Source organism: Flagellimonas sediminis (assembly GCF_010500845.1).
GTDB lineage: Bacteria > Bacteroidota > Bacteroidia > Flavobacteriales > Flavobacteriaceae > Flagellimonas > Flagellimonas sediminis.
On the sequence record NZ_JAAAMI010000002.1, the window covers coordinates 42565 to 67848 of the forward strand.

Annotated in this window: 22 protein-coding genes; 11 read left to right on the forward strand and 11 right to left on the reverse strand. The window is 39.5% G+C overall.

All coding sequences use genetic code 11. The annotated features are described in order from the left end of the window. Nucleotides 1–49 precede the first annotated feature (49 nt). The 7 genes from GTK07_RS04735 (at nt 50) to GTK07_RS04765 (ending at nt 8691) form a co-directional block, all read left to right on the forward strand. Nucleotides 50–2962: a glycoside hydrolase family 3 N-terminal domain-containing protein gene (locus GTK07_RS04735; protein ID WP_163633577.1), complete on the forward strand. Its 2913-nt coding sequence runs from the start codon at nt 50–52 to the stop codon at nt 2960–2962. Nucleotides 2963–2992: 30 nt separating this feature from the next. Beyond that, a complete protein-coding gene (gene bshA, locus GTK07_RS04740; RefSeq protein WP_163633580.1) occupies nt 2993–4135 on the forward strand; it encodes an N-acetyl-alpha-D-glucosaminyl L-malate synthase BshA in 1143 nt (380 codons plus the stop codon). A gap of 86 nt (nt 4136–4221) precedes the next feature. Then, nucleotides 4222–4599: a hypothetical protein gene (locus tag GTK07_RS04745; protein WP_163633582.1), complete on the forward strand. Its 378-nt coding sequence runs from the start codon at nt 4222–4224 to the stop codon at nt 4597–4599. Nucleotides 4600–4743: 144 nt separating this feature from the next. After that, nucleotides 4744–5886, forward strand: coding sequence for an OmpA family protein (locus GTK07_RS04750; RefSeq protein WP_235932439.1), 1143 nt, complete (start codon nt 4744–4746; stop codon nt 5884–5886). Between the two features lie 93 nt (nt 5887–5979). Next, nucleotides 5980–6144 carry a carbamoyltransferase C-terminal domain-containing protein gene (locus GTK07_RS19470; RefSeq protein WP_163633584.1) on the forward strand — a complete coding sequence of 55 codons (165 nt, stop codon included), beginning with the start codon at nt 5980–5982 and terminating at the stop codon, nt 6142–6144. 106 nt (nt 6145–6250) lie between these two features. Continuing rightward, complete coding sequence (locus GTK07_RS04760; RefSeq protein WP_163633586.1) at nt 6251–7705, forward strand: MBOAT family O-acyltransferase; 1455 nt, start codon at nt 6251–6253, stop codon at nt 7703–7705. Nucleotides 7706–7707: 2 nt separating this feature from the next. Next, a complete protein-coding gene (locus GTK07_RS04765; protein ID WP_163633588.1) occupies nt 7708–8691 on the forward strand; it encodes a hypothetical protein in 984 nt (327 codons plus the stop codon). Nucleotides 8692–8699: 8 nt separating this feature from the next. On the opposite strand, the gene GTK07_RS04770 is transcribed toward GTK07_RS04765, so the two are convergent. The 8 genes from GTK07_RS04770 to GTK07_RS04805 form a co-directional block, all read right to left on the reverse strand. After that, entirely contained in the window at nt 8700–9359 is a 660-nt protein-coding gene (locus GTK07_RS04770; RefSeq protein ID WP_163633590.1) for an HAD family hydrolase, read from the reverse strand. Then, a complete protein-coding gene (locus GTK07_RS04775; protein WP_163633592.1) occupies nt 9343–10311 on the reverse strand; it encodes an ATP-grasp domain-containing protein in 969 nt (322 codons plus the stop codon). Before GTK07_RS04775 ends, GTK07_RS04770 begins: the two co-directional genes overlap by 17 nt. A gap of 310 nt (nt 10312–10621) precedes the next feature. After that, nucleotides 10622–11734, reverse strand: a complete 1113-nt coding sequence (locus GTK07_RS04780) for a GNAT family N-acetyltransferase (protein WP_163633594.1) — start codon at nt 11732–11734, stop codon at nt 10622–10624. 14 nt (nt 11735–11748) lie between these two features. Beyond that, nucleotides 11749–12393, reverse strand: coding sequence for a sugar transferase (locus GTK07_RS04785; RefSeq protein WP_163633596.1), 645 nt, complete (start codon nt 12391–12393; stop codon nt 11749–11751). Nucleotides 12394–12491: 98 nt separating this feature from the next. Further along, a complete protein-coding gene (locus GTK07_RS04790; protein WP_163633598.1) occupies nt 12492–13097 on the reverse strand; it encodes a formyltransferase family protein in 606 nt (201 codons plus the stop codon). 124 nt (nt 13098–13221) lie between these two features. After that, nucleotides 13222–14238 (reverse strand): glycosyltransferase, encoded by a 1017-nt coding sequence (locus GTK07_RS04795; RefSeq protein WP_163633600.1) that lies wholly within the window; start codon nt 14236–14238, stop codon nt 13222–13224. Between the two features lie 83 nt (nt 14239–14321). Beyond that, complete coding sequence (locus tag GTK07_RS04800; RefSeq protein WP_163633602.1) at nt 14322–15527, reverse strand: glycosyltransferase family 4 protein; 1206 nt, start codon at nt 15525–15527, stop codon at nt 14322–14324. Nucleotides 15528–15555: 28 nt separating this feature from the next. After that, nucleotides 15556–16425 (reverse strand): glycosyltransferase family 2 protein, encoded by an 870-nt coding sequence (locus tag GTK07_RS04805; RefSeq protein ID WP_163633605.1) that lies wholly within the window; start codon nt 16423–16425, stop codon nt 15556–15558. A gap of 428 nt (nt 16426–16853) precedes the next feature. Between GTK07_RS04805 and GTK07_RS04810 the strand changes: the two genes are divergently transcribed. The 4 genes from GTK07_RS04810 (at nt 16854) to GTK07_RS04825 (ending at nt 22209) form a co-directional block, all read left to right on the forward strand. Next, on the forward strand, nt 16854–18611 hold the full coding sequence (locus tag GTK07_RS04810) for a right-handed parallel beta-helix repeat-containing protein (protein ID WP_163633607.1): 1758 nt from the start codon (nt 16854–16856) through the stop codon (nt 18609–18611). A gap of 111 nt (nt 18612–18722) precedes the next feature. Next, nucleotides 18723–19856, forward strand: coding sequence for a glycosyltransferase family 4 protein (locus GTK07_RS04815; RefSeq protein WP_163633609.1), 1134 nt, complete (start codon nt 18723–18725; stop codon nt 19854–19856). Further along, a complete protein-coding gene (locus GTK07_RS04820; protein WP_163633611.1) occupies nt 19849–21105 on the forward strand; it encodes a hypothetical protein in 1257 nt (418 codons plus the stop codon). Before GTK07_RS04815 ends, GTK07_RS04820 begins: the two co-directional genes overlap by 8 nt. A 69-nt stretch (nt 21106–21174) precedes the next feature. Beyond that, complete coding sequence (locus GTK07_RS04825) at nt 21175–22209, forward strand: acyltransferase family protein (protein ID WP_163633613.1); 1035 nt, start codon at nt 21175–21177, stop codon at nt 22207–22209. Here GTK07_RS04825 and GTK07_RS04830 read toward each other — a convergent pair. The 3 genes from GTK07_RS04830 to GTK07_RS04840 are packed head-to-tail and all read right to left on the reverse strand — an operon-like array spanning nt 22186 to nt 25283. Beyond that, nucleotides 22186–23406 (reverse strand): O-antigen ligase family protein, encoded by a 1221-nt coding sequence (locus GTK07_RS04830; RefSeq protein WP_163633615.1) that lies wholly within the window; start codon nt 23404–23406, stop codon nt 22186–22188. The genes GTK07_RS04825 and GTK07_RS04830 overlap by 24 nt on opposite strands. 7 nt (nt 23407–23413) lie before the next feature. Continuing rightward, the gene (locus GTK07_RS04835; RefSeq protein WP_203583734.1) at nt 23414–24007 is read right to left on the reverse strand and encodes an acyltransferase; all 594 of its coding nucleotides are present in this window, start codon (nt 24005–24007) and stop codon (nt 23414–23416) included. 7 nt (nt 24008–24014) lie between these two features. Then, nucleotides 24015–25283 (reverse strand): glycosyltransferase family 4 protein, encoded by a 1269-nt coding sequence (locus GTK07_RS04840; protein WP_163633617.1) that lies wholly within the window; start codon nt 25281–25283, stop codon nt 24015–24017. Nucleotide 25284 lies beyond the last annotated feature (1 nt).

Below are 25284 nucleotides of genomic sequence, written 5' to 3' on the forward strand. Positions count from 1 at the left end.
AATGCAATATTTTTATCAGCAATAAGTTCATGTCTTAGACAAGGTATTTATGCGGATAAACCTCTATTTTCCCCTATTCATATTCATTTGTATCCCAGCTTTTGGCCAAACAGACCCTTTGGTCACCAAGGATTCTTTGGCCCAACATACTTGGGTGGAAAACCAATACAATTCCATGTCCTTGCAAGAAAAGGTGGGGCAGTTGTTCATGGTCAGTATTGCATCCAATCAAGACAAGGCTTCTACGGATAAAATCAAAAGCTTGGTTAAGGATGAAGGGATTGGTGGAGTGATATTTTTAAGCGGAACACCCCTTGCCCAGGCCAAATTGACCAATGCGTACCAATCTGAATCCAAAGTACCGTTACTGATTGGGACCGATGCAGAATGGGGTATGGCCATGCGGCTTGACTCCACGTATGCCTTTCCTTGGAACATGACCCTCGGAGCTATCCAGGATAGTACTATTGTAGAAAAGGTAGGGCATCAAATTGGAAAACATGCCAAACGTTTGGGGGTCCACATCAACTTTGCTCCAGACCTGGACGTAAATAACAATCCTCGAAATCCCATCATAGGCAATCGCTCTTTTGGTGAGGACCCCAAAAATGTGGCGCAAAAGGGCATTGCATTTCTAAAGGGGATGGAAACCGCTGGGGTCTTGTCTTCCGGCAAACATTTTCCTGGTCATGGCGATACGGAAACGGATTCCCATAAGGCTTTGCCCATCATTGACTCTTTTAAGGAAGAGTTGGATTCCATTGAGCTTTATCCCTTTAAAAAGGCCATGGAAAATGGACTTAGTTCTGTTATGGTAGCCCATTTGGATGTTCCAGCCTTGGAGAATAGGGAAGGGCACCCTTCAACACTATCCAAATCCATTGTCACGGATTTATTGCAGGAGGAACTGGGTTTCCAAGGGTTGATTTTCACCGACGCCTTGAACATGAAAGCGGTTTCTCAATTTGCTCCTGATGGGGAAGTGGAACTGCAAGCTTTTCTGGCTGGTAACGATGTGCTCCTCATGCCCGAGAATGTCGACAAGGCAAAGGAAAAATTGGTTGAGGCCTATAATTCTGGATTGATTACAGAAGAGCGGCTGTCCTTGTCGGTAAAGAAAATATTGAAGGCAAAGTACAAGGCTGGGTTGAACGATTACAGGCCTGTTTCATTGGAGAATTTGTATAACGATCTCAATACCATAGAAAATGATGTGCTTTATGAAGAAGCCATTGAGGGAGCCATCACGGTGGCCAAGAACAATTTTTCATTGATGCCCATCAAAAAACTGGATAACAAAAAAATTGCCTACGTGCATTTTGGTGATGATTCCGGGTCTGTTTTTCTTACATCTTTGAACAAATATTTTAAGGTAACCGAAATTGATGCCAAGAACATTTCGGAGTATAAAACGGAGCTCGCAAACTATAATTTGGTCATTATCGGGTTTCACAAAAGCAATGCCAGCCCATGGAAGGGATATAAGTTTTCGCAGAACGAGTTGTATTGGTTGGAAGAGATATCACACCTGAGGACCAGCAATACCATTCTGGCCCTGTTTACCAAGCCCTATGCCCTTTTGGATGTACCCAATATGGATGCCATGGACGGAGTGGTGGTGGCTTATCAGAATAGTGACATTGCCCAGGAAAAGGCCGCGGAAGTAATCTTCGGGGCAATTGGTGCCACGGGGAAATTACCGGTTTCCGCCCATACGGAATTTCCTGTGGGTACAGGTGTGGAGTTGAAACCGATTCAAAGATTGGGTTATAGTGTTCCAGAACGCGTTGGGATGAGCACTGAAGGTTTGGCCATGGTCGACTCTATGGTACAACAAGGTATAGATTCATTGATGTTCCCCGGAGCGCAGGTTTTGGTGGCAAGAAAAGGGAAGATCATTTATAACAAGAGCTTTGGAAAGCCCACCTATGATTCCACGGACAGCATTACCTCCGAATCCATTTATGACCTTGCTTCTTTGACCAAAATCTTGAGCACCTTGCCCATGATCATGAAAATGGAGGAAGAAGGGAAAATTGCACTTAATGATACCTTCAAGGATTTGATACCGGAATATGCAGATACTGAACTAAAGGACGTGACCGTTTTAAAGGCACTGTCCCACTATGGTAGGCTCCCTTCCTGGATTGCCTTTTATCTGGACACGCTGACCAAGGATAGAAAGCCTTCAACAGAGTTTTACAGGAACAATCCATCCGATGCTTTTCCGTATAAAGTGGCCGATCATTTGTATTTAACCCGATCTTATAAGGATTCCATTTACAATCGTATCGGAAGGCAGACCTTGAAGTCCAATCGCTATCGTTACAGTGATGTGGGATACTATGTTTTCAAGGAGTATATTGAAAAGACCTATCAACGACCAATTGATGAATTGGTAGAAGAGTTTTTCTACCGACCGATGGGTTTGCAGAGGACTACCTTCAACCCTTTAAAAAAATTTCAAGTAGATGAGATAGTTCCGACCGAGGAGGACGACTACTTCAGATATCAGCGGATACAGGGCTATGTGCACGATATGGGAGCGGCCATGCAAGGTGGGGTAGGAGGTCATGCCGGACTTTTCAGTACGGCGGAAGAAGTGGCCAAGATCATGCAAATGTACCTGCAAGGGGGATATTATGGTGGTGAACAATTATTGAACGAGCGCACCATCAAAAAATTCAACACGTGCTATTTCTGTAACAAGAATGTGCGTAGAGGTGTAGGGTTTGATAAACCCCAGTTGGAAGAAAAAGGACCAACATGTGGTTGCGTCTCACGGAAAAGCTTCGGGCACAGTGGTTTTACGGGCACTTATACTTGGGCCGACCCAGATGCCGAATTGGTTTATGTGTTTCTTTCTAACAGAACCTACCCATCTGCTGCCAATAACTTGCTGATCGGTTCCGCATTGAGGACAAGGATACAACAGGTTATTTATGATTCCATTATTAACTAGGCATAAATTATTTGCCTTAGATTTGTTTTTATGAAAATTGCGATTGTATGCTACCCAACATTTGGCGGTAGTGGAGTAGTGGCCACAGAATTGGGGATTGCCCTGGCAGCAAGGGGGCACGAGGTACATTTTGTCACCTACCGCCAGCCGGTACGCTTGGAACTCTTGGGAAACAACATCCATTTTCACGAAGTCCATGTGCCGGAATACCCGCTTTTTCATTACCAACCGTACGAGTTGGCACTTTCCAGCAAATTGGTGGATACCATCAAAATGTACGATATAGAATTGTTGCACGTCCATTATGCCATTCCACATGCCTACGCGGGTTACATGGCCAAAAAGATGCTTCAGGAGTCAGGAATCTTTATTCCGATGATTACCACACTACACGGGACGGACATTACCTTGGTGGGCAAACATCCTTTCTATAAACCAGCAGTTACCTTCAGTATAAATAAGTCCGATGTGGTCACTTCCGTTTCCGAAGCTTTAAAACAAAGTACTTTGGAGCTGTTCGATATAGAAAAGGAAATTGAGGTGGTGCCCAACTTCATTGAAATTTCCAAATACCGTCCAGAGTACTCTGATTGCCAGCGTTCAATGATGGCAAAGGAAAATGAACGTATCGTTACGCACATTAGTAATTTTAGGAAGGTGAAACGTATACCGGATGTAATCAACATTTTCAACAAAGTTCAGAAAACCGTACCGGCTAAATTGATTATGGTGGGTGAAGGGCCAGAGAAGGAAAGGGCAGAAAAAATGTGTGAAGACCTTGGATTGAAGGATAAGGTGCTGTTCTTGGGCAATAGCAACGAAATTGACAGGATCTTGTGTTTTTCGGACTTGTTCCTATTGCCTTCGGAATCGGAGAGTTTTGGTCTTGCCGCTTTGGAAGCCATGATCAATAAGGTAGCGATCATTTCCAGTAATACAGGAGGTATTCCTGAAGTGAATATCGATGGAGTTTCTGGTTACTTGGCCGATGTGGGTGATGTGGATACCATGGCCGAAAAGGCTATTGAAATTTTGAAGGACGATGTTGTTCTGAAAAAATTCAAGGACAACGCCTATAAGGTAGCTTCCAAGTTCGACATCGTCAATATACTTCCCCTTTATGAGGAAATTTATGAAAAGGCATATAAATCCCGATTTAAGAATACCTTTTGATTATGGGCAGAATGCTGGTTTTATATTTAATCTGTTTTCTGTCGTGCAAAGCGCAAAAGGACGGTCATAAACCACTAGGTGAACCTTTGGATAATTTGGTTTTGATGGATCATGATGATTTCAGCACCGTTACCGAGTATGGGGTGCAGGTAATTCGAGATCAAAAATCCCTCCAAAAATTTTATTCAAAAATCAACATGACCCGTAAGCCAGGACTTCCGGTCCCTATTATCGATTTTTCAAAAGATATGTTGATTTTGGTTTGCTTGGGAGAACAACATGGAAGTGTGGAACCGGTACTTTCTAAACTTCCCCAAACAGAATCAGGATTTTCCATTGCTGTGCAATTGATTGGCAAAGAGCAAGTTGAAAATAATGTCGTGCAGTCTGTCCATTATCCCTTTTATCTGTATAAAATGCCGATAATCGATCAAAGTATCGATTTTCAAAACATTGAAAATTAAGGGATTAAAAATAACTTTTACTTCTTATCGAAAATTGGAGCACTTGGAAGTGCAAAATTTATCTATTGGTAACATTGGTATAGTTTTGTTGTCGATAACCTCAAATCGCATATCATGAATATTTCAAAACCTATAATGGCAATTATGTCATTTTGTTTTATGTCTTCCATTTTTGCCCAAGAAGTGGAACAACTTACCAAAAAGGACAGCATTGTGCAGAGTTATTGGTTGGTTACCTTGGGTGTCAATATAGTGGATGATTCCGGAGATGAATTTGGTGAACTCTTTGATCTTAGTGAAGGGTGGAACATGGTTCCTTATCCGTCAAGATTCAGTGTTGGCCGTTATTTCAACAACGGTCTGGGATTGGAGGCGATCGGAACCTATAACAAATACAAGGAGGGTAAGATTATTGACAATGCTGTTAATACCGAGGATATTGATTATTGGGGGATGGACTTTAGGGTCAGCTACGATTTGAACATGATCCTTGGTGAAACCGGTTTTTTTGATCCCTATATTGGCATTGGTGCTGGATATACAGATGCCAACAATCAAAGTAGGGGTACCTATAACGCTATTATTGGATTTAGAACATGGTTTTCAGACCACTGGGGATTGGATTTTAACTCTACTGGAAAGTGGGCCATGAGTACCGAAAATGGAACCAACCATATTCAACATGCCTTAGGTGTAGCCTATAGGTTCGAAGTAGAAAAAGGACTTTCTAGAAAAGGAGAGGAAAAATTGGCCTATTTGGAAGAATTGGAAAAAGAGCAACAAAGGGTGCAGGATTCCATTTCCAAGGCCGAGGAAGAGGCTCGTTTGTTGGCGGAACGTTTACAGCGTGAAAAAGAAGCTGCCGAATTGGCCGCCGCCGAAAAGGCCAAAAAGGATGCCGAAGATGCAAGGAGGGTAGCTTTGCAGACTAAGATCAATGATTTGGGCAGTGTATACTTCAAATTGAATTCTTCGTATCTCACTTCACGTGACCAAGAATTGTTGGACCAATTGGTGACCATCATGGAAAGTGAACCCAATTTGAATATCAAGATTACAGCCCATACCGACTCTAGGGGAACCAAGGAATATAACCAATGGTTATCAGAAAGAAGGGCCCAGCGTACGGTTGAGTATGTGGTATCCAAAGGTATTTCACAAGAGAGGATATCCTACGAGGCCTTTGGCGAAACACAGTTGACGAACGAATGTGGGGATGGCGTATATTGCACTGAGGAAAAGCATGCCAAGAATAGACGGTCGGAGTTTATTATTGTTGAATTCTAGCGAAGCTTATAGGCCAGACGTCCCTTCCACCATTGTGAGCCGGGACAAGTTTTAGGATCAAGACTGAAACGTCTTTCCTTTTAAGGCCCTGTATTGAGGGAAAAACAATCCGTGACTTCTGTGGTGACCCATGCGGATGGTAGTACCCGATTGCAGACCATTAGAAGAGAATTACATCCAAGATATTATAATGTTGTCGATAAGCTTGGGAAAAAAACGGGTGTCCCCGTAGTTTTGAATAAGAGTTTCAATATTTAAGGAAAACCTGTTGTATGATTTCCGATTGGTGCCATTAGATGCTTTTGGTCAACGGGATTGGACAGCTTGGTAATCGGAAATTATGTTCTGACCAAAAAATAAATAAATGCTATTTAATTCGCTGGAGTATTTCATTTTCCTCCCAATAATGTTCGTGCTTTATTGGTTTGTCTTCAATAAAAAGGTTACGGTACAAAATGCCTTGGTCTTGGCAGGTAGTTATTACTTTTATGGTCTATGGGATTGGAGGTTCCTATTTCTGATCATTGCCAGTACCATTGTGGACTATTTCGTGGGTATCATGATTGAGAACAATGCTGACGAGCGGAAAAAGCAGAAGCTTTGGCTCTGGGTCAGTATGATCTTTAATTTGTCCCTACTGGGCTTCTTTAAGTACTACAATTTCTTTGTGGATTCCTTTGTGGATATGTTCCAACTTTTGGGCTACCAGATCAAGAGTACGTGGACGCTCCAGATTATTCTGCCAGTGGGTATATCGTTCTATACTTTTCAAACCATGTCCTACTCTTTGGATGTATATTACAAGAGGATCAAACCTTGTCGCGATTTCCTTTCCTTTGCTACTTTCGTTGCATTTTTCCCCCAATTGGTGGCAGGGCCCATTGAAAGGGCCTCCAATCTGCTCCATCAAATTACCAATAAACGGACTTTTAGTTATGAGCAAACGGCAGCAGGTCTTAAGTTGATCTTGTGGGGCCTGTTCAAAAAATTGGTCATTGCGGATGGTATCGCGCCCATAGTGGACGATATTTTTATGCATTATGAAACGTACTCGGCATCTACCCTAATTTTGGGTGTAACCTTGTTCAGCTTTCAAGTGTACGGGGATTTTAGTGGGTATTCCGACATTGCTATCGGTACTTCAAAAATGTTCGGGGTGGAACTGATGTCCAATTTCAAGTTTCCCAACTTTTCCAGGAACGTTGCCGAGTATTGGCAACGTTGGCACGTTTCCCTTTCCACGTGGTTTAGACATTATATATATATTCCGCTAGGAGGATCCAGGGTCAGTAAAATGAAGGCAATACGCAATATATCCATTATTTTCTTGGTGAGCGGATTCTGGCACGGAGCCAACTGGACCTTCATTTTTTGGGGAGGTTTCCACGCCCTGGCGTATATTCCCGTTTATTTAATGGGGCGTAACGCCATTTACAAAGACAGTGTAGTAGGGGAGAACACCCTTTTCCCGACCTTTACCGAAATAGGTCAGTTGATTTTGACCTTTGCCATCGTAACCTTTTCAAGGATATTCTTTAGATCGGAGTCTTTGACCGATTCTTTTAATTTTATCGGAAGAATATTCAATAATTTCAGCTACGAACATTATGTTCACCCAAATGGATACAGAATGGTAGACTACTATATTTTATTGGCTGCCTTTGTTTTGTATGAGTATAGAATTAGAAAGGATGAACGCAGCCCGTTCAAATTCAGGTCTAAAGCAGTACGTTTTGTAGCCTACACCTTGGTAGTATTTACCATGCTGTTGTTTTATGATAGCGGTTTTGATAGATCATTTATTTACTTCCAGTTCTAGATATGAAAAAATTAGTCAAAAACTTGGTCATATACTCTGTACTCATCTTGATTTCCTTAGAAATCTTGGTACGTATTTTCTATCTGGGAGAAGACAAACCATCTCGATTTGTGGATGAGAAAAGGGTTGAAAAATGGGTGCCCAACCAAAATGGCTATAATGTGACGGGCAACCGAAACCAAAACTTCATCAGGTATAATATCAACAGTTCAGGTTTCAATTCGTATCAGGAATATGTTCCTACGGATGATGGGGTTGAAGTTGCCTTGGTCGGTGATTCTTTCATAGAAGGATTCCACCAACCCTATCGGGTATCCATTGGCCGCAAAGTGGAAAATAAGCTCCATGATGAAGTGAAGGTCTTTGAATACGGATATTCCGGTTACGATATGGCCGATCAGTTACATTTGATCAATGCTTACAAGGAAGATTTTGATTTGATAGATAGAATCTACATCAAGGTGAAGTTCAACAATGATTTGAACCGGGGTGAATATTTTGTGCAGACTTCACGTCTTAATCTTGAGTCACCATTGAACAAATTATTGAAAAAGAGCAAATTACTTGTGTATTTTTCAGAAATTGGAGTATTGGATCCCGTACGGGATTTGATGAAGGATGTGAAAAATTTGGCCAAGGGAGGTGTTTCTGAAAAAACGGAAACAGAGGAATCTGAAACTGATCAGCAACAACTGGATTCCACTTATTTGGCAAACTTTAAAAGTTTGGTTTCCTTGTATGGGTTTGATAAGAAGAAAACTGTTCTGTTGATAGATGTGTCCGAGACCTCTACCGTGTTCTTGGATTATTTGAACGCCAATGGTTTTCAGTATTTGGACTTTGGGAATGCAATCAACAATTCCAAGCGCAGAACAACCTTGGTTTACGATATGCACTGGAACAATTATGGGCGAACCCTGGTTGCCGATATCATTAAAAATGATTTGGTGACAAGTGGATTGGCCAAGAATCCCGAAACGGAATAATCCTTTTTTTAAGAAACCACGCGCAACTCCTGGATGGAAAGGATAACTGTTAAATTCAATTTTTCTATTTTATAGTTCAGCAAAGGATTTTGGTGGATGTTGAGGCCGTTGTCAGCCAAAAGGATTCCTTGCCAACCTAACTCATGTGGACCATCAAAATCTTTTCGAATATTGTCGGCAATATAATAGTGACAGGTGCGGTTAAATGCTTTTTCAACGGACAGGAAATTGTTTGTATGAGGTTTTTCAGTCCCGATTTCCTCTGAGATCACTATATGGTCTAAATAGGGTTCCAACCCTAATGCCTTTATTTTGTTACGCTGAGTGACGGACCTTCCATCAGTCACAAGTGCAAGTTTCCCTCCATTTTTTTTAATGTCGACAAATAGATCCAAAACTCCCGGGAAGGGTTCAATGGCAGGGCTGTGGTATCGGTAATGGTCCAACAAATCTTCTTTGATACAGGAACGTTCGTTGATCAAATAATCAAAAACATTGCTTCCCGATCTATATAGGGAAAACATGATAGCATGTAGGCTCTGCCACGAATGAGGGTCTACTTTTTTGGCAATGTGTTGGTAGGCAGATTTTAGATACTCAATTTCGTTATAAAGGGTATCGTCAAGGTCAAAGACCACCACGGTATTTTGATCAATCTTTAAATCCATGAACCAATACTTCGCTGTCATATCTGAGCATCAGGAGATTGTCTTCCCAGCAATCAAATTGGTCTTCCATTTCTTTTTGGAAAAAGTACTCCTCCAAGATCCATTTAGGGAAATTGGCCCCGGCCAAATAGGATAGGGGGTAACCGCCACCAAATCGGGCGTTCAGTTCAATCCCATATATTTTTTGGGTCTCCCTGTTCATAAAGCATTGGGCTGTGATGCAGCCCACGGCTCCATCCATTACAGCAAGGTTTTCCCGTAAAAAAGTGACCATTGAGTTATTACAGGTAAGCCCTTTGTTCACCTCACCATCCCTTACTTCGATTCTTTTTCTGGGAACAACGCACCTTAACCTGTGATTCTTGTCATAATAGAGGTCGCAGGTATATTCATCATGGGTATCGTGGTCCAAATACTCAAGGAAAAGCAATTTTTCATTCTCAAAATGATATGGGGTCAAATCCTCCTTGGTACGTATAATAAATGTATCGATACTGCGGCTACCATCTATAGGTTTAATGAACAAAGGCAACTTGTAATCATCTTTTTTAAATTCCTTGGCTATGGAGATATTGTTCGATTCGAAAAACTTGTGGGTTTCTTTTTTGTTCCTACATTTTTGGACAAGATCTGTGCTGGACACCAAAACAGTTATACCCTTTTCTTTAAAAGCTTGCTTGTTTTCGGCCAGCAGCAACAATTCATGATCAATCGTTGGGATAATCAATTTGATATTGCGTTGTATACATTCTTGTAGGATGTAATCAATATAGGATTCTTCATCCAAGCGAGGAACCTCAAAATGGTCATCAGCAATTTGGCATGCAGCGGATTGAATGGGATTGGCATCGGCAGCATATACCTTACCATCTTGCACAAATTTCTTTAATTCCTTTTGAAAAGCCTGTAACAATGAAACCCGCCGACCCGCCGACGTAATCAGGATATTCATGACTTCCAATTTAAATTCATGATATGACCGCTTAGTTTCTTTTGTCCCAGAGAAATGCTCGGTTTATAAAAATGGGGGCAATTTGGTGTTGGAGGCATTTTAATGATTTAAGGAGTTTTAGTTAAATAAGTCAGTAGGTTTGTTAGTTTTTGTTTGTGCCATTTAAATTTCCAAATCCAAAAATTTTATCAGTTTTCCACAAAGATAGGATGAGTTGTACTTACTACAAACTTGTCTGAAGCAATGTTTTGGTTGTTATATGTACGAATGTCATGTTTTTTTGGATCAATGAAAATATCAATTCTTAATCTCATTTACCGCTAGCAGACCGATACGCAGGAAAATATCCTTCTTCAATACTTGGAAAATCTTCGGGTTTGTCCAATGTGCGATTCACCAATTTTTGATACACTTCTGGTAACACTATTTTTCTGCCGGTGTAGTAGATCAAATCTTCTTCTTTTGGGAAAAAGTCCTTTTTATATTTGTACAATTGGTCATCATTGCTTCTTCCTCCACCCAGAACATAGTGGGTTCGGTCATTTTCCCGACCCCAATCCATAACATTGATTTTCAAGAAATCGTTGGGACGGGTGTGGAAGAATTCGGCAAGGGTTCCTCCCAAATACGAAAAGATGGTGCTACTGGATAAGAGGATAAACTCGGTTGAAATGGCCATACCATTCAACAGTACCATGGCAATCGCAGCATTTTTTGGATTATTTTCCAGATATTCTGAAAAATAACTTTTTGGAAAGTAATAGTAATCGACAGCTTTGTTGCGTTGCATGGTCTTGATATAGATATCATAGAATTGGGAAACAATTTCAGGGGAAATGTCACCGTGATGCATCACAAATTCCAGACCTTCTTTCTGGGCCTTCCTATAATTGTTCCGGACTTTCGGTTTGAAATTTTCCCATTGGGTTTCTTTGGATATCAGTTTTCCCTTTACATTGTTCAGGGTAGCGAAAGGTGTCCCTGTATATCCGATATGGTTTCCGTTCAATGAAAATCGAATAAACTCGGCAACTACATTGTTCTCCCGGTACCAGGCGTCGACCATTTCCCAGAAACTTTGCAGCTTTTCGTGGTCTATATCGGGTTGAAATAAAGGGCCGCTATAACCATATGGGCTAGTAGTATCCTTATATTCGGTAATCTCCCCATTAATTTTGATCGATCGTAGATAAAAACTCATCAGGATACAAGGTTTATTATTTTCAAAATAAACGAAGTATCTTATATTTCCATCTATGTTTCCTGCTTCTTTGAAAAGTTCAGGTTTATAAAAAGGATTGTCTGGATTTATGGTATTGATAAAGTTCTTAAAGGCCTCTACCTCTGAGTCGGTACCTATATCAAACACCTCAAGTTTTTTGGCATCGGCTGACATTATTGATTGGCTATGTACTTTGTTCATCAATGTAATGGCATTTAAACTTTTTTTAATACGCTTTTCTGTCCGACATTATTTTTTCGGTAATCATCCAACCTCTCCACAATTTCATCAGCATCAAAGGCAACGTCTTGTCCGCTAAGGGCTTTTTTAACGGTTTTGGACAAAATTTGAAAGTCCATCCTAAAAGTTAAATTGTTTACGTATTCCGCATCAAAAGCAAATTTTTCTTCCCAGGTCAAGTAGTTTCTTCCTGAGACTTGGGCCAAACCTGTTATGCCAGGACGCACGCTATGTCTTATACGTTCGTCCTCTTTGTAATATGGCAAATAGCTTGGGAGCAAAGGGCGCGGCCCCACCAAGCTCATATCACCTTTTAATACATTGAACAGCTGGGGAATCTCATCCAAAGATGTTTTGCGGATAAACCTGCCTAGTTTTGTAATTCGCAGACTATCTGGCAATAATTTTCCATTTGCATCGGTGTTGTTGTTCATCGTTTTAAACTTTATGATGCTAAAAATTTTCTCATTCATCCCTGGGCGTTGTTGTTTAAAAAACGGGGTTCCCTTAAAATCGAACCAAAGCATGATGGCAACCAACAAAAAAATAGGGGAGATAATCAACAATCCCATCATTGCAACGAAAAAGTCAATCAATCTCTTAAAAAAGGACTTGTACATAGAAATAGGTTGAGGCAATTCTTCTGCCTAAAAGTACCCTGTTTTTTCTTTTAAAGCAGGAGAAAACCGATAGAAGTAATCTTTTCTAGATAAAATTCCTACACCATCCCCGTCTCTACCATTTGCATAGTATCCAATATCATAGGAAGGCCTTTCTCAGAAAATTTAGGGTAAAGCGTCTCAAATGTATCGGTATCCTCTATTATTATGGGTTCTTGCCTTAGAATGGTACCACGGTCAAATCGGTGGTCAATTATATGTGTGGTGATACCCGTTACCTTCACCCCGTATTCAAGGGCATCCTGTATGGCCGTTTTGGTTCCCAAAAAACTTGGGAATAAGGATGGGTGGATGTTAGCTATCCTATTTGGAAAAGCTTCTAAAATGGGCTTTTTAATTAAATATTGATAACCCAATAAGAAGATATGGGTGATTTTTTCCTCAATTAGAATTTTTAGAAGTTTATCGTGATAATCGTTCTTATCGGAGAAATCCTCAGGTTTTATGTGGACGCATTTGATGTTATATTTTTGTGCTTCGTCCATGGCTCCGCATTTGTGCTGCTCACCAATTACCAGACCAATTTTGTTGATATCATCGTTTTCGGCATACCACGTAATTACATCCTTGGCATTCTTCCCCCAAAAACTGCATAAGAAAGCCCACTTAACTTTCCTTTGGTCCTTGTTGTGCGAATTATTCATATGATTCTGGTTCTTAATGGACTATTGCAATTGGGAACTTTGTCATACAAGAGCTAAATATATTCAGAATTCTCTAACCAGCTTAGGATTATAGATGAAAGTGATTAAAAGTCCGATGTAATTTTTAGCGGGAATAAAAAATTCGGAAAAGTTTTACAAACGGATAAAAAATGAGCTTAAAGTTAAATATAAGAGTAAGTAATCTATAAGAGGGGCCATGGTAGTCCGTACCAAGAAAATGATGAAGTGGATATGCCCCATACTTTTTAAAATCTACGAGAATTTTCCGTAAATAGGAAATCGGCAAATCTGATTTTAGATACCTGACCAGCAAAAAAAATACTAAGGCCTGTTGTTTGGTGCGAAGGGTACTTTTGCATTTGTTAGATAAAATATGGTTTTCCGGTACTGATTTAATTATCTCGTCAAAGCAGATTGCCGCAACAGCCATATCATCGATTACCTTGTTATAATGCCCTGGAGATTTGTTCTTCATAGCAGAACTAGGGCGTATACGGTAACGGTGCACATCGGCATCAACATGGGTAATTTTGTTTGCTAAACAGAACAGGTTGGTTGTAAAAAGGGTGTCCTCCATCCATTTTCCCACAATAAATCGTAATCCTGAATCAAGTAAAAATTGTCTGTTGATCAAGTACCACCATACTTCATTACGAAACTTGCCCTTTGAGATATACGTGATACCGTCAACCATCTTTAAAATTGAGCTATTGTCGGTCGGTAATTTGTTGGAAGTAATGGCGGAGTCATCAAAAACATGTCTGGTCTTGAAGGTTAGTACATCAAGTTCGTTGTGCTCCACTATATTTAAAATGGCCCCCAATGTATTTTCGGCAAGATAATCATCAGAATCCAGAAAGTAGATATACTCACCTTGGGCTAGATCAATGCCCCTGTTCCTTACAGCTCCAAGTCCCTGATTTTCTTGATCAAAAACCTTAATGACAGGGTATGTATCGCTAAAGCGGCATGCAATGTCCAACGTGTTGTCCGTAGAACCATCATTGATCACAATAATTTCGTAATCAGCATCTTTTAGTCCCTGATCAAGAATACTTTCCAAACATTGTGGAAGGTATTCGGCCACGTTGAAACAAGGTATTACAATACTAAGTTTCATCCGTTACTGGTTGTGGTTGGTCGGGGGACTTTATTTTTAGCTTTTCAAATTAGAATTGATGTAATATAGTGGATAAAAATGTTTTAAGAACCAGGTTCAAGCCTTTTTACGGTTTTGGCAAACTGATCACAAAGAATTGATTTGTCGTATTTGGTCTCTGCCAATTTTCTGGAATTAATACCCATTTGTTTTCGTAAATCTTGATTATCCCTCAGAAACCTGATTTTGGCGGCCAAATCGGAAGGGGATTTACAATCTGCATATACCCCACAATTATTTTTCTCTACAAGATCTTTGGTCCAACCTGGGTTGTTCACAATAATAGGTTTACCTGCCGAAAGGGAATCGAACAGTTTGTTTGGCGAATTGGTGGCCAAAATGGGAAGGTCATCAAAAGTCACCAATGAAACATGGCAAAGATTCACTATTTCAGAAGTGTCTTCCATTTTGAAAGAGCCATAATAGTGAAGATTGGTCAATTGTTCCTCATTTTTCCTTTCTTCAATGCGAGCCGCCATTTTACCCTGACCTATAAAAACAAAATCGATGGATGGGTCGTCTTTCAGTTCGACAATGGCGTCCATGATGTATTCGATCCCGTTGGCCAGGCCCAAAGCACCAAAATAGACCACTTTAAAGGAATCCTCTCTAAGATTCAGTTTCTTCAGATAGCTCGTATTGATTTCCCTGGGCCAAAATTTATCCATTTTTGCCATATTGGGAATCATGGTAACTTTTTCATCCTTAACACCTTGTGCCATTACACCATCTTTCATCCCTGGGGAAAGGGCAACAATATGTTTTGCATTTTTATAGATCGATTTTTCGAAGGACCTTGTCAATTTTTGAAGGAATTTGTTTTTAATGGCCCCCATTTGAATAGGAACTTCTGGCCAAAGGTCCCTAACCTCAAAAAGATATGGAGTACCTTTTAACTTTTTAATGACCATGGCCGGGAACCCCACGGTCAACGGGGTAGATGTGGCGATCATCAGATCCACTTTGGGGACTTTTAGGCCTAAATAGGAAGAATACAGCATAAAGGATAGGAATGCGACCAACCTTTTTAAAATGCCCATTTCATTTTCATAGGCCACTTTCACATAAATGACATTGATACCGTCAATGGTCTTCCTTTCTACCCATTTCTTTTGATTAGCGTCGGAATTGGTGGTCAACATCACCACTTCATGACCGTTTTTGATAAGTTCTTGACTTATCCAATATGACCTGGTCCCTCCTGGTTCATATGGGGTTCTGAAATATTGGTGTATATAAAGGATTTTCATTGATTAGGGTAGTATTGTGTTGCTAGGATTATCGATTTGTCATGGTTGCCATATATGCTTTTGGGAAAAGCACCTTGAACCATCCAATGATAAAGAAAAAAGGATATCTAATTGGGAAAAACTTTCTCATAAAAAGCAATCTGGACTTGAATGCAATTCCTGTTGGGCTATAAAGGTATTTAATTCGTTCTTTCAGGGTTTTCTTATCAAAATTATGATACATGCCCTTATGGTCATAGGTACAGTAACCGCAATAATCGGATGCTACCAAAACGGGAAGTCCTTTCTTTTTACAGGTCAAAGTATAATCAAAATCGGCAACGCCGTGTGCGTACCCTTCGGATAATATCCCTGCTTTTTCCACAGCGTTTTTACTGACCATCATAATATTGGCATTGCCCAAGTCACATTCATGTATTTGGCCATCAGGTAGTATCTTGGAAAAAGTATATTTAAACTTGCTTTTGATCACGGCCCCACCATAACTGATTTCATTGGAAACAGGATCTTTGGTGGAACCGATATAGACTCCTGCCTGCCCATAGGTGTCCAAGCATTTTTGATGTGTTTCAAAAATGGTATCAAACATGGTGTCGAACAAGTTGGTATCATCATTCAAAAGGAGATAAAAGTCGAAATCGCCTTTCAGGGCTTCTTTCCATGAATTGATCATGCCATTGGCCCAGAACAGGTTTCCGTTGCCCTTTAGGATTTTGGTATCAGGAAATTTTTCCTTAACGGCTTCTGAGGTGCCATCCGTTGACCCATCATCGGTAAGGAAAATGGATATCTCAAGGGGTTTTGCATAGGCATTAGTGGTCAGGGCTAGGGATTCCAAGGATTTTAGGGTTTTGTCTTTCCTGTTATGGCAAGTGAGCAATACAGCTAATCGGTTCATTGGTTTGGGGCTATTGAACATGGTTTAACTTCATTCGAATGCAAAATTATATCAGATCGTGTGTGGGTTTATAAAAACTCGATAAAGGGTCAATAAACAAGTTTAATCATGTAAAAAAGATTTTCAAAAAGGTCTTGGGGTCAGTCAAAAACTTTTGTTAAAGTCATGGTGGTCGAAATCCGAATACAAAAAAGTGGCGTATATGCCCTCATTGTTGTCATTATTTTCGTTCAAATTGTTGATAACTATGTTGAAAAGCAGCTTTTTAGGGTCTGTACAAGACAAATTGTAATCAAGTTGGTGTATTTCATCGAAAAAAAGATGCTTTTCACCTAATTTAACAAAGGAGGTTATATTTTAGCATTCGAACGAGCAATGACACCTACTCATTTATTTGTTAACCCCATTTTCAAATTTATTATTTTGCTATGAACAGCCTAAACCCCACAAGCAAAAATTTAATGTTCGTTTTGTTTTTTGTTTTATTGACTCTTTCCTCATGTGGTAAGGACAACGATTTGTTCTTGGATGCCATTGGGGAGGATATCGCCCAAAACGGTTCTGAAAAACCAGCGGAGGAGACCCCTCAAAGCCCAACAGATGGAAATAACTCCAATGGAGAGAATCCGACTGTAGAAATTCCAGAAATTCCAGATCTTTCTCAATTATATGATCAAGAAATTGGTTTTCAGGGGAATGTAGGAAACAACATTCCAATGACCCCGGCAAATCCTAATAGAATTATTTATGTAGCCGTTAATGGAAGTGCCAGTAACAGTGGATTGTCCCAATCTTCACCCAAGGACATCAATACCGCATTTAATAAGGATTTTATACAAGCTGGGGATGTTTTTTACATAAAAGCTGGAAAATATACTTATGGGACTCCAAGCGGGACCGCTCACTATGATTTATCCAATTTGCCATGTACTCCAGATAAACCATGTTATTGGATAGGCTATAAGGATACCCCTGGAGATATTAATTCCTCCCAATATGCGACTGTTAGCTGGGATGATTATAAAGCACGTCCTAGGAATAGTGATGGCACCCATGATTTGGATTCGGATATCATGCCAACCTTTAGTGGGAATTCAAGTACAGGTAAGTATATTGATAATGAAAGCTTGTTTTACACAGATGGAGGGGAACAAGGCTTCGTTTTCAGGAATATGCAAATTCAATATTTCAGGAGAGGATTCAATTTTAAATTGCCTTCCTACATGGTGTTTGATAATGTAGTTCAGGCAAACCATGGATGGTTTACTAACATTGAAGGACAGGGGGGTAGTAACACGGATCTTCAGGGAACAGCATTTCTGCTTTATTCAACAAGTTCAGGTTCTTCTGGTAAGTATAATGTTATAAGGAACAGCGCCACATATAACATGACTTTTAGAGGCTTTTCTATTGGCAATTCAGAAAATTCCTTAATTGAATTTTCCGAATCAGTCAGCGATATTGACAACGGTAATCCTCAAGATTACTATTTTCATACCACCGGAAAGAATAACTTATTTAGGAATTTAAAAGCTAAGAGACTTGTAAGTAGTAATCATAGTGGTCATGGCGTTTGCTTTAACCAACTCTCAAAAAACAATACCGTTTTAGATTCGGAAGTAGAAGGAACCAGTATACATTTGGATGGTGCAAGCTATTGTCTGGTTAAAGATGTTTCTGTTATAGGGAATCAAAATTTCGGCCTTTACAAAGGAGGAGGGATTAGTTTCATGGACAATGCAGAATACAATATTGTTGATGGAGCCTATTTAGCTAATGGGGAGAATGGATTTTCGTTTCAAGATAGCGGTAAAAATTCGTATGAGGAACATCCAGGTCAATACAACATGGTTATGAATTCCAAGGTTGAAAATGTTTCACATGGTATCATTGAGCTTGGATGGTGGAATGAGCTAACCGAACTTGTTTTAGGAAATGTCTTTACCGACTGTACATTTTCCAACGCTCCTTATCTTTTTATAGTCTCGAGACCCAATAGTGGATTTGTCATTGAGAATTGTAAGATATCTAATATAACTAATTTACAGGAGATTACTTATAAAAATACAGGAGGCAGCATTCTTAATCCAAACACCCAATTTATTGATAGTAATTTTTGGAATAGCGAGGTACCTTCCAAGGATAATTATATCGTTACTAATGTGACTAACACCTCGCCCAATTAACAAACATGAAGATTTTCTAAAAAAACCGTTATTTTAACGGTTTTTTTTTTCTCTTACACCCAAGTTCAATAATATTGGCGACCGTATCTTTAGAAAAAATTCACGGCCCCAATGAACAACAAAACCATTCTCCACCTCAATTCATATTACATAGATAACCATTTGTATTCCCAGCTCTATTCCAAATTGGATGCTTCGGTAAAACAAAAGGTTTACATCCCGATCAAACTGAACAGAAATCCTGAGAACGTAATTGACTATCATCAAACGGAATTGGTTTTTGATAAGATCATCAAGCCTGCACACAAGTTCAATTACTTTGGGAAAATTAATCATCTGTATAAAGAATTGGTTGCCAAAGGTTTACCGAAGGGAGTGGATTATGTTCACGCACACAACCTGTTTACAGATGGTGCCCTTGCCAATAAATTGCACAAATCCCACAAGCTACCTTATGTCGTAGCGGTGAGGACTACCGATATCAACCTGCAGTACAAATACATGTACCACCGTAGGCCGGGAATCAATAGGGTGCTGCTAAATGCGGAAAAGATCATTTTTATTTCCCCCATTTATAGGGATAAACTTTTTGCCATGATGCCAAAAAGTTTGGCCGATACATTAGCTGCAAAATCCGTCATTATTCCAAATGGAATCCATGACAATTGGCTGAAAAATAGGTTTGTGGAGCGGGATTTTTCAAATAGCTCCCAAATCAAATTGCTTTACGTTGGCCAAATTATGAACCGAAAGAACATTAAAGCTCTTCTAGATGCTGTTGACTTATTGAACAAAAGGGAAGGCAAAACGTATTCCCTAACGGTTATCGGGGGTGATAATCCCTATGAACCAGAGTATTACCAAGAGTTTCTTCAAAAGGTGGAAGAACACGAATGGTTGCACTATAAGGGAAAGATAAAGGATACTTCAAAATTGATCGAGGAGTATAGGTCTTGCGATATTTTTACCATGCCTTCCAAGCAGGAATTGTTTGGATTGGTCTATATTGAGGCACTATCCCAAGGATTGCCCATCATTTATTCAAAAGGGGAAGGTATCGATGGATTTTTTGAAGAATTTCCTGTGGGCCTGGCCGTAGATCCCGATAACCAGGAATCCATAGCAGATGGCATTGATAAAGTAGCCAACACCCAGTTTAAGAATCTGAACCAGGTCATTGATCGCTTTGACTGGAACAAAATAGTAGTGGAATATTTAAAATTATACAACACCGACCATGAATAAACTTGAAAAGTTGGTTTACGATGCCGTAAAGCATAACCCAAAGGTAAAGATCAAGATCAGGAATATGTATCAATCCTTTTATGATGCACTTCCGAATAAAAAGGATTATTCCGTAAATCCCATTCAAGCAAAAGAGGGCCATTTTTTTGGTTTTCACGATGTTTCTCCCTTCTCCTTTGATGACACCAAGGTTTTGGCCAATAAATTGACCATTCCCCTGCGTATGCCAGAGAAAAAGGATGTATTGGAGGTAGGTTATTTCGAAATAGAAAATGGTCAAGTGGGTGATTATGTCAAAGTAGGCGAGTCCAGAGCATGGAATTATCATAAAGGATGCAGGTTACAGTGGGCGGGTCCCGACCATATCATTTATAATGATGCCGATGGGGAACAATTGGTTTCCAGATTGTACAACATCCATGACAAGACCACCAAGAAGATTCCTTATCCTATTGACACTGCTTCGTTATGTGGCAAATTTGCCACTTCATTCAGCTATGGTAGATTGGAGATGACCATGCCGGGATATGGATATAGTTATGATGATGGGGCGTTAAAGGATGTGAAGATTCCAAAGGAAACCGGACTTTTCATTGGTAATTTGGAAGATGGTACCAGGGAATTGGTGGCCGATTTGCAAACCTTAAATGATCAGGGTGGGTTGACCCAATATCCTATTGAAAATGCACACCAATATGTGACGCATTCCTTATTTAGTCCAGATGGCAGATATGTTTCCTTTTTGTACAGGGCTACGGTAGTAGAGGATATTTTAAAGCGATGGACGCAAATGGGTGTTTATGACCGGGAAACCAAGCAATTGCATTTTTCCCCAACCAACGAAATGGTTTCGCACTATGTGTGGAACGATAAGAACCAAATCATTGCATACAGTAGGGTAGAGGAACAGGATAGCCATGTGCTTTTTGAAGAACCTACCTTGCAAAAATATAAACGTGTTGCCTACCCCCAATTGAATTCGGATGGGCATCAGAGTTTTATTTCAAGCTCTTCCTTTGTTACCGATACCTATCCTGACAAGTATAGAATGGCCAAATTATACAAAGTGGATATCGAAAGTGATAAGGCTACCTTATTGGCTTCCGTAAACTCCTTGAAAAAGTTCCAATCCAAAGCATACAGACATTGGTGCTGTGATCTTCACCCTAGGATGAACAGGAAAGGAGATATGGTATGTTTTGATTCTGTACATACTGGTAAAAGGGCGTTGTGTGTGATGCCTATTTAAATGGGTATTACAAGTAGTAGTAGATGTAGGAACCAGTATTTTAACTAGCAATAATTTAATGCGATAATTTTGAGTCAAGATAAAAGGAAATTCCTTTGGTCCTTTCATTATTTTAGGGCGTTCGCAATTCTTAATATCATATTTATCCATACGTGGAGATTATCACCGGATACCAACTACAAGTTGTCGGGTACTTTGGTAAACGCGGGGAGAGACATGCTATTTCACGGAAGTACTATATACTTCCTATTCATTTCAGGGTTTTTATTCCACTACCTTAGCCACAGGTTTGAGATCAGGAATTACTATCTATCTAAATTCAAAAATGTTGTACTACCTTATATTTTTATAAGTGTCTTTCTCATTTTTGCCGAAGATTTTACCGGTGTTCGGGCAAACATAAATCTCAAAGATTATCTTCATATTATCCCAGATAAACTGATCAGGGGAACTGCATCGTTTCAATTTTGGTATATACCATTTATTATTATAGTATTTCTCCTTAGTCCCTTATTTTTAAAAATAAGGAAGGAAAACTTTATCAAGTATGTTCCATTGTTGTTTGTACTACCTATATTGGGTACAAGGACACAGGTTTATATCACTTTTTGGCAATTTGTATATTTTTTACCAGTATACTTGTTTGGCATGTATACTAGCATTCATTTTGATGTTGTCATGGACAGGGCCCGTAAATGGTTTTGGCCTTTGGTCTCCATTGCTGCGGTAACTTCTGTGATACTACTTTTTGTTGACCATGAGAAGACATATTTATCCCTTTTCAACCCTAGGGAATCTTTGGTTTATATTCAGAAGATGAGTTTAACCTTTATCATATTGCATTTGATGAGGGAAGTTAAAAGCGACAGGTGGCCAGTAATTGGAATTATTGCGGATTGCAGTTTCGCTCTATATTTTACCCATGCTATTTTTGACAGGCATTTAAAGCGATTATATTATGCAGTTGATGATTTTGTGCCTGGATTTCTTCAAATACCCGCATCGGTATTGTATGTATTCCTGTTGATAGCCGTGAATGTATTGTTTTGTTTGGCCGTTAAGAAGGTATTTGGCAGACGATCAAGATACCTGATTGGGTATTGAGACCGAAACGTTGTTATTATCCATTTCCAAGATGTTTTCAGTATACTTGTTGATGAACCCTTGTATTAAACAATAAAAGGCAAAAAGGATATAAAGCGACTCCAAAGCGGGTTCCACAAAAAACTGAAGGAAGATAACAATATTGAAAATTAGAATTATAGAATTTAAAAATGTTGCCTTTTTATTCACTTTTAACGCTCTAATGATATTTTTGATGGAAACGACCGTGAAAATGGTCAATAGGACAAAGGAAATTACCGTTCCGTTTCTTGCCGCATCAAACCACATGTTGTGCGAATAACCAAATTCTTCCACCGGCCAACCGAGAGGCTTTTCAAAAAGATTGATCAAGGATTTCGACCAGCGCTCCGTTCTACCACCAGCGCTGCCTGCATTGTCGCTTTCCTGTAAACGTTGTCCAAGAGATGAAAGATAATCGGCATCTAGGTCAATGGAGATGTAATTGATTCCCAATATGACTAGTACTACCAGAACAAGAACAAATTTAAAATTGGAAATGAGGTTTTGGCTCTTGATCCTATAGGCAATCCCAATTAAGATACCAATAAGGGCCAATGCCATTTGTGTACGGCTTCCCAATCTAAAAACACATAGTAATGAAAGAATAAAAACACCGATTAAGGCTAACTTGGCAATTAAGGAAAGTCTTCGTTTAGCAACGATCAACAAGCCCGGAATTGACATGTTGAAAACAAAATAGGAGCCCATTGCTGTTGCCAATCGCTCTTGGCCAGACCAGAAATCAGCTATAGATCTTCCCAATTGCACAAAACCTCCCTCCAATAAATTGGTACCTACAGATAATATGCCCGTCAGGGAATATGCAATACCTAAAAAAATCAGCAGTTGCCCCATACTTTTGGTGTCCTCCATTTCTGGGACCATCTTTTTTCCCAGTAAATAGAAAACCGGGGGAAAGGTGGCGTAGATGATCAGCCATTGCATTCCCTGTTCTAAATTGAAATAATAAAATGCTGCGTAGACAAAGGAGAATACGACGAGGATAAAGTAAGTTTTGTCAAGATTCCCAAGCACAAATTTCCTATTGGTATATATGAGACCCAATATGAGATATCCGGCCATAAAACCTTTATTGTATGGATTGACCAGGTAAATGACCAAGAGTATAAGATAAATAAACCCAATATGTTTAAAATAGTGGATAAGTGCTTTCATAATTTGCTTAAATCTCTTCTATTTTTTTGATGAACTTTGCCGGGTTCCCCGCCCAAATCTCACCATCGGGTATGCTTTTGGTAACAACAGATCCTGCGCCAACAATGGATCTTTCACCAACGGTAACGCCTTTTAGAATAATGCTATGTGCCCCAATAAAACAGTCATCCTTCAAGACAACTGGTTTGGTTATTGGAACGTCGGTTTCCCTTGCCCTTCTATTTAGAAAGTTCAAATGATGGAAGTCCGTGTCATAAATTTTAACACTGCCACCAATCTTTACATGTTTTCCAATTGTAATGGAATCAAAACATACAATAGCGGCATTTGAAATCCCGGTAAAATCTCCAATTTCAATAGTTGAACCCGCAGTAGTTTTAAGAATCATTTGGGTATCTCCACCAATTGGATTATAAGATTTTCCCGAATTGAAACTCACATGAGATCCAAGAATGATTTTGCCATTTCCCCAAATCTTAATTTTTCCTCTTATCAATGGTTTTGTTGCATACTTTACCTTTTTCATTTTTAGCTGGATATTGTTCATCATGTTATTGAAAAATTGAATCAATATCCTGTATAGGTTAATTATGACACCCATTGATAGATTATTTTGTGGTACAATTTGAATATATGGAAATTAACTGATTTAGATTGGTTTTTCTATCATGTCTTATCATTGCTGCTTCTTTCCCTTGCTTAGACAATCTTAAGACCAAATCAGGGTCCGTTAAAATTTGATGGATTTCCCTTGCCAACATCTCCACTTCTTCAAAACGATATAAAAGTCCAGTTTGATTGTGGGTGACCATATCGGCAACACCACCTACAAATGAAGAAATAACAGGAACCCCCAATATTTGTGCCTCACCAAGAGAATTTGGGCTGTTCTCGATGCTTGATGGGCATATGAACATATGGCAGTTTAAATATTCAGTCACCATTTCCTTTTCGTTCAAGGGCCCAGTAAAGGTAATCCTATTCCACAGGTCATATTTTTTCACCTTCTTCCTAATATAATTGCCATAGCTTGACATTTTTAATCGTTGCTTCAAACCTTTCGCATCAAAAATATTTCCGCCGGCAATGCGTAACTGAATATTCGGGTGTAAGTCTTTTAGTAAATGAACGGCCTCCAATACCTTATGCAACCCTTTTAAAGGTCTTGACGCCTGGGACAGGAAAATTGTAGGTGGCTGACTTACTGGTTTAGGCTCCCAAACTTCCGAATCATAAAAACTATCACGCAAGGATTCATTACAAAAGTGATAAGTGCAATCAGGGTTTACAATTTTTGCATGGTCATGATCCCACTGGGTTCTACCTATGATATGATTGACCTTTTTAAGATAATTGACCTCAATCTTTTTGCCTCGTTCATAAAATTCCTTTGTTTCATGCCACAAGGTGGATCTTTTTAGAAAATCCTTTAACGTGGTGTTCCAGATAATATCCTTAACACCCAATCCGGCTAAATAATAGCGAGCACATATGCTGACCAAACCTTGGATGGATATTACATATTTTAGCGGTGGACAAGCGTTTATCAAGGAAAGCCCATGGGCATACTCGGAGCCATGAATATGTACAACATCTGGATTTACAAGGTCAATTATTTTTTTCCATTTCGGTTCAAGAGTCTTATCATATTTGTTAATGGGAGAATTTCCCTTTAACAAAAAATAAGTGATACCATTAATTTCCCTCGATTCATCTAATTTTGCATCTCTTGCAGTGGCTACATATAATTTTACTTTACCAGAATTTGCCAAATCTCGAGCAAGACCGTACATCCAGCCACCAACAACTGGTGGTTTTAAACCTAAATCTTTTGCGAGATCGGGAAACATGGTATTCGTAACCCAAAGTACTTTCATA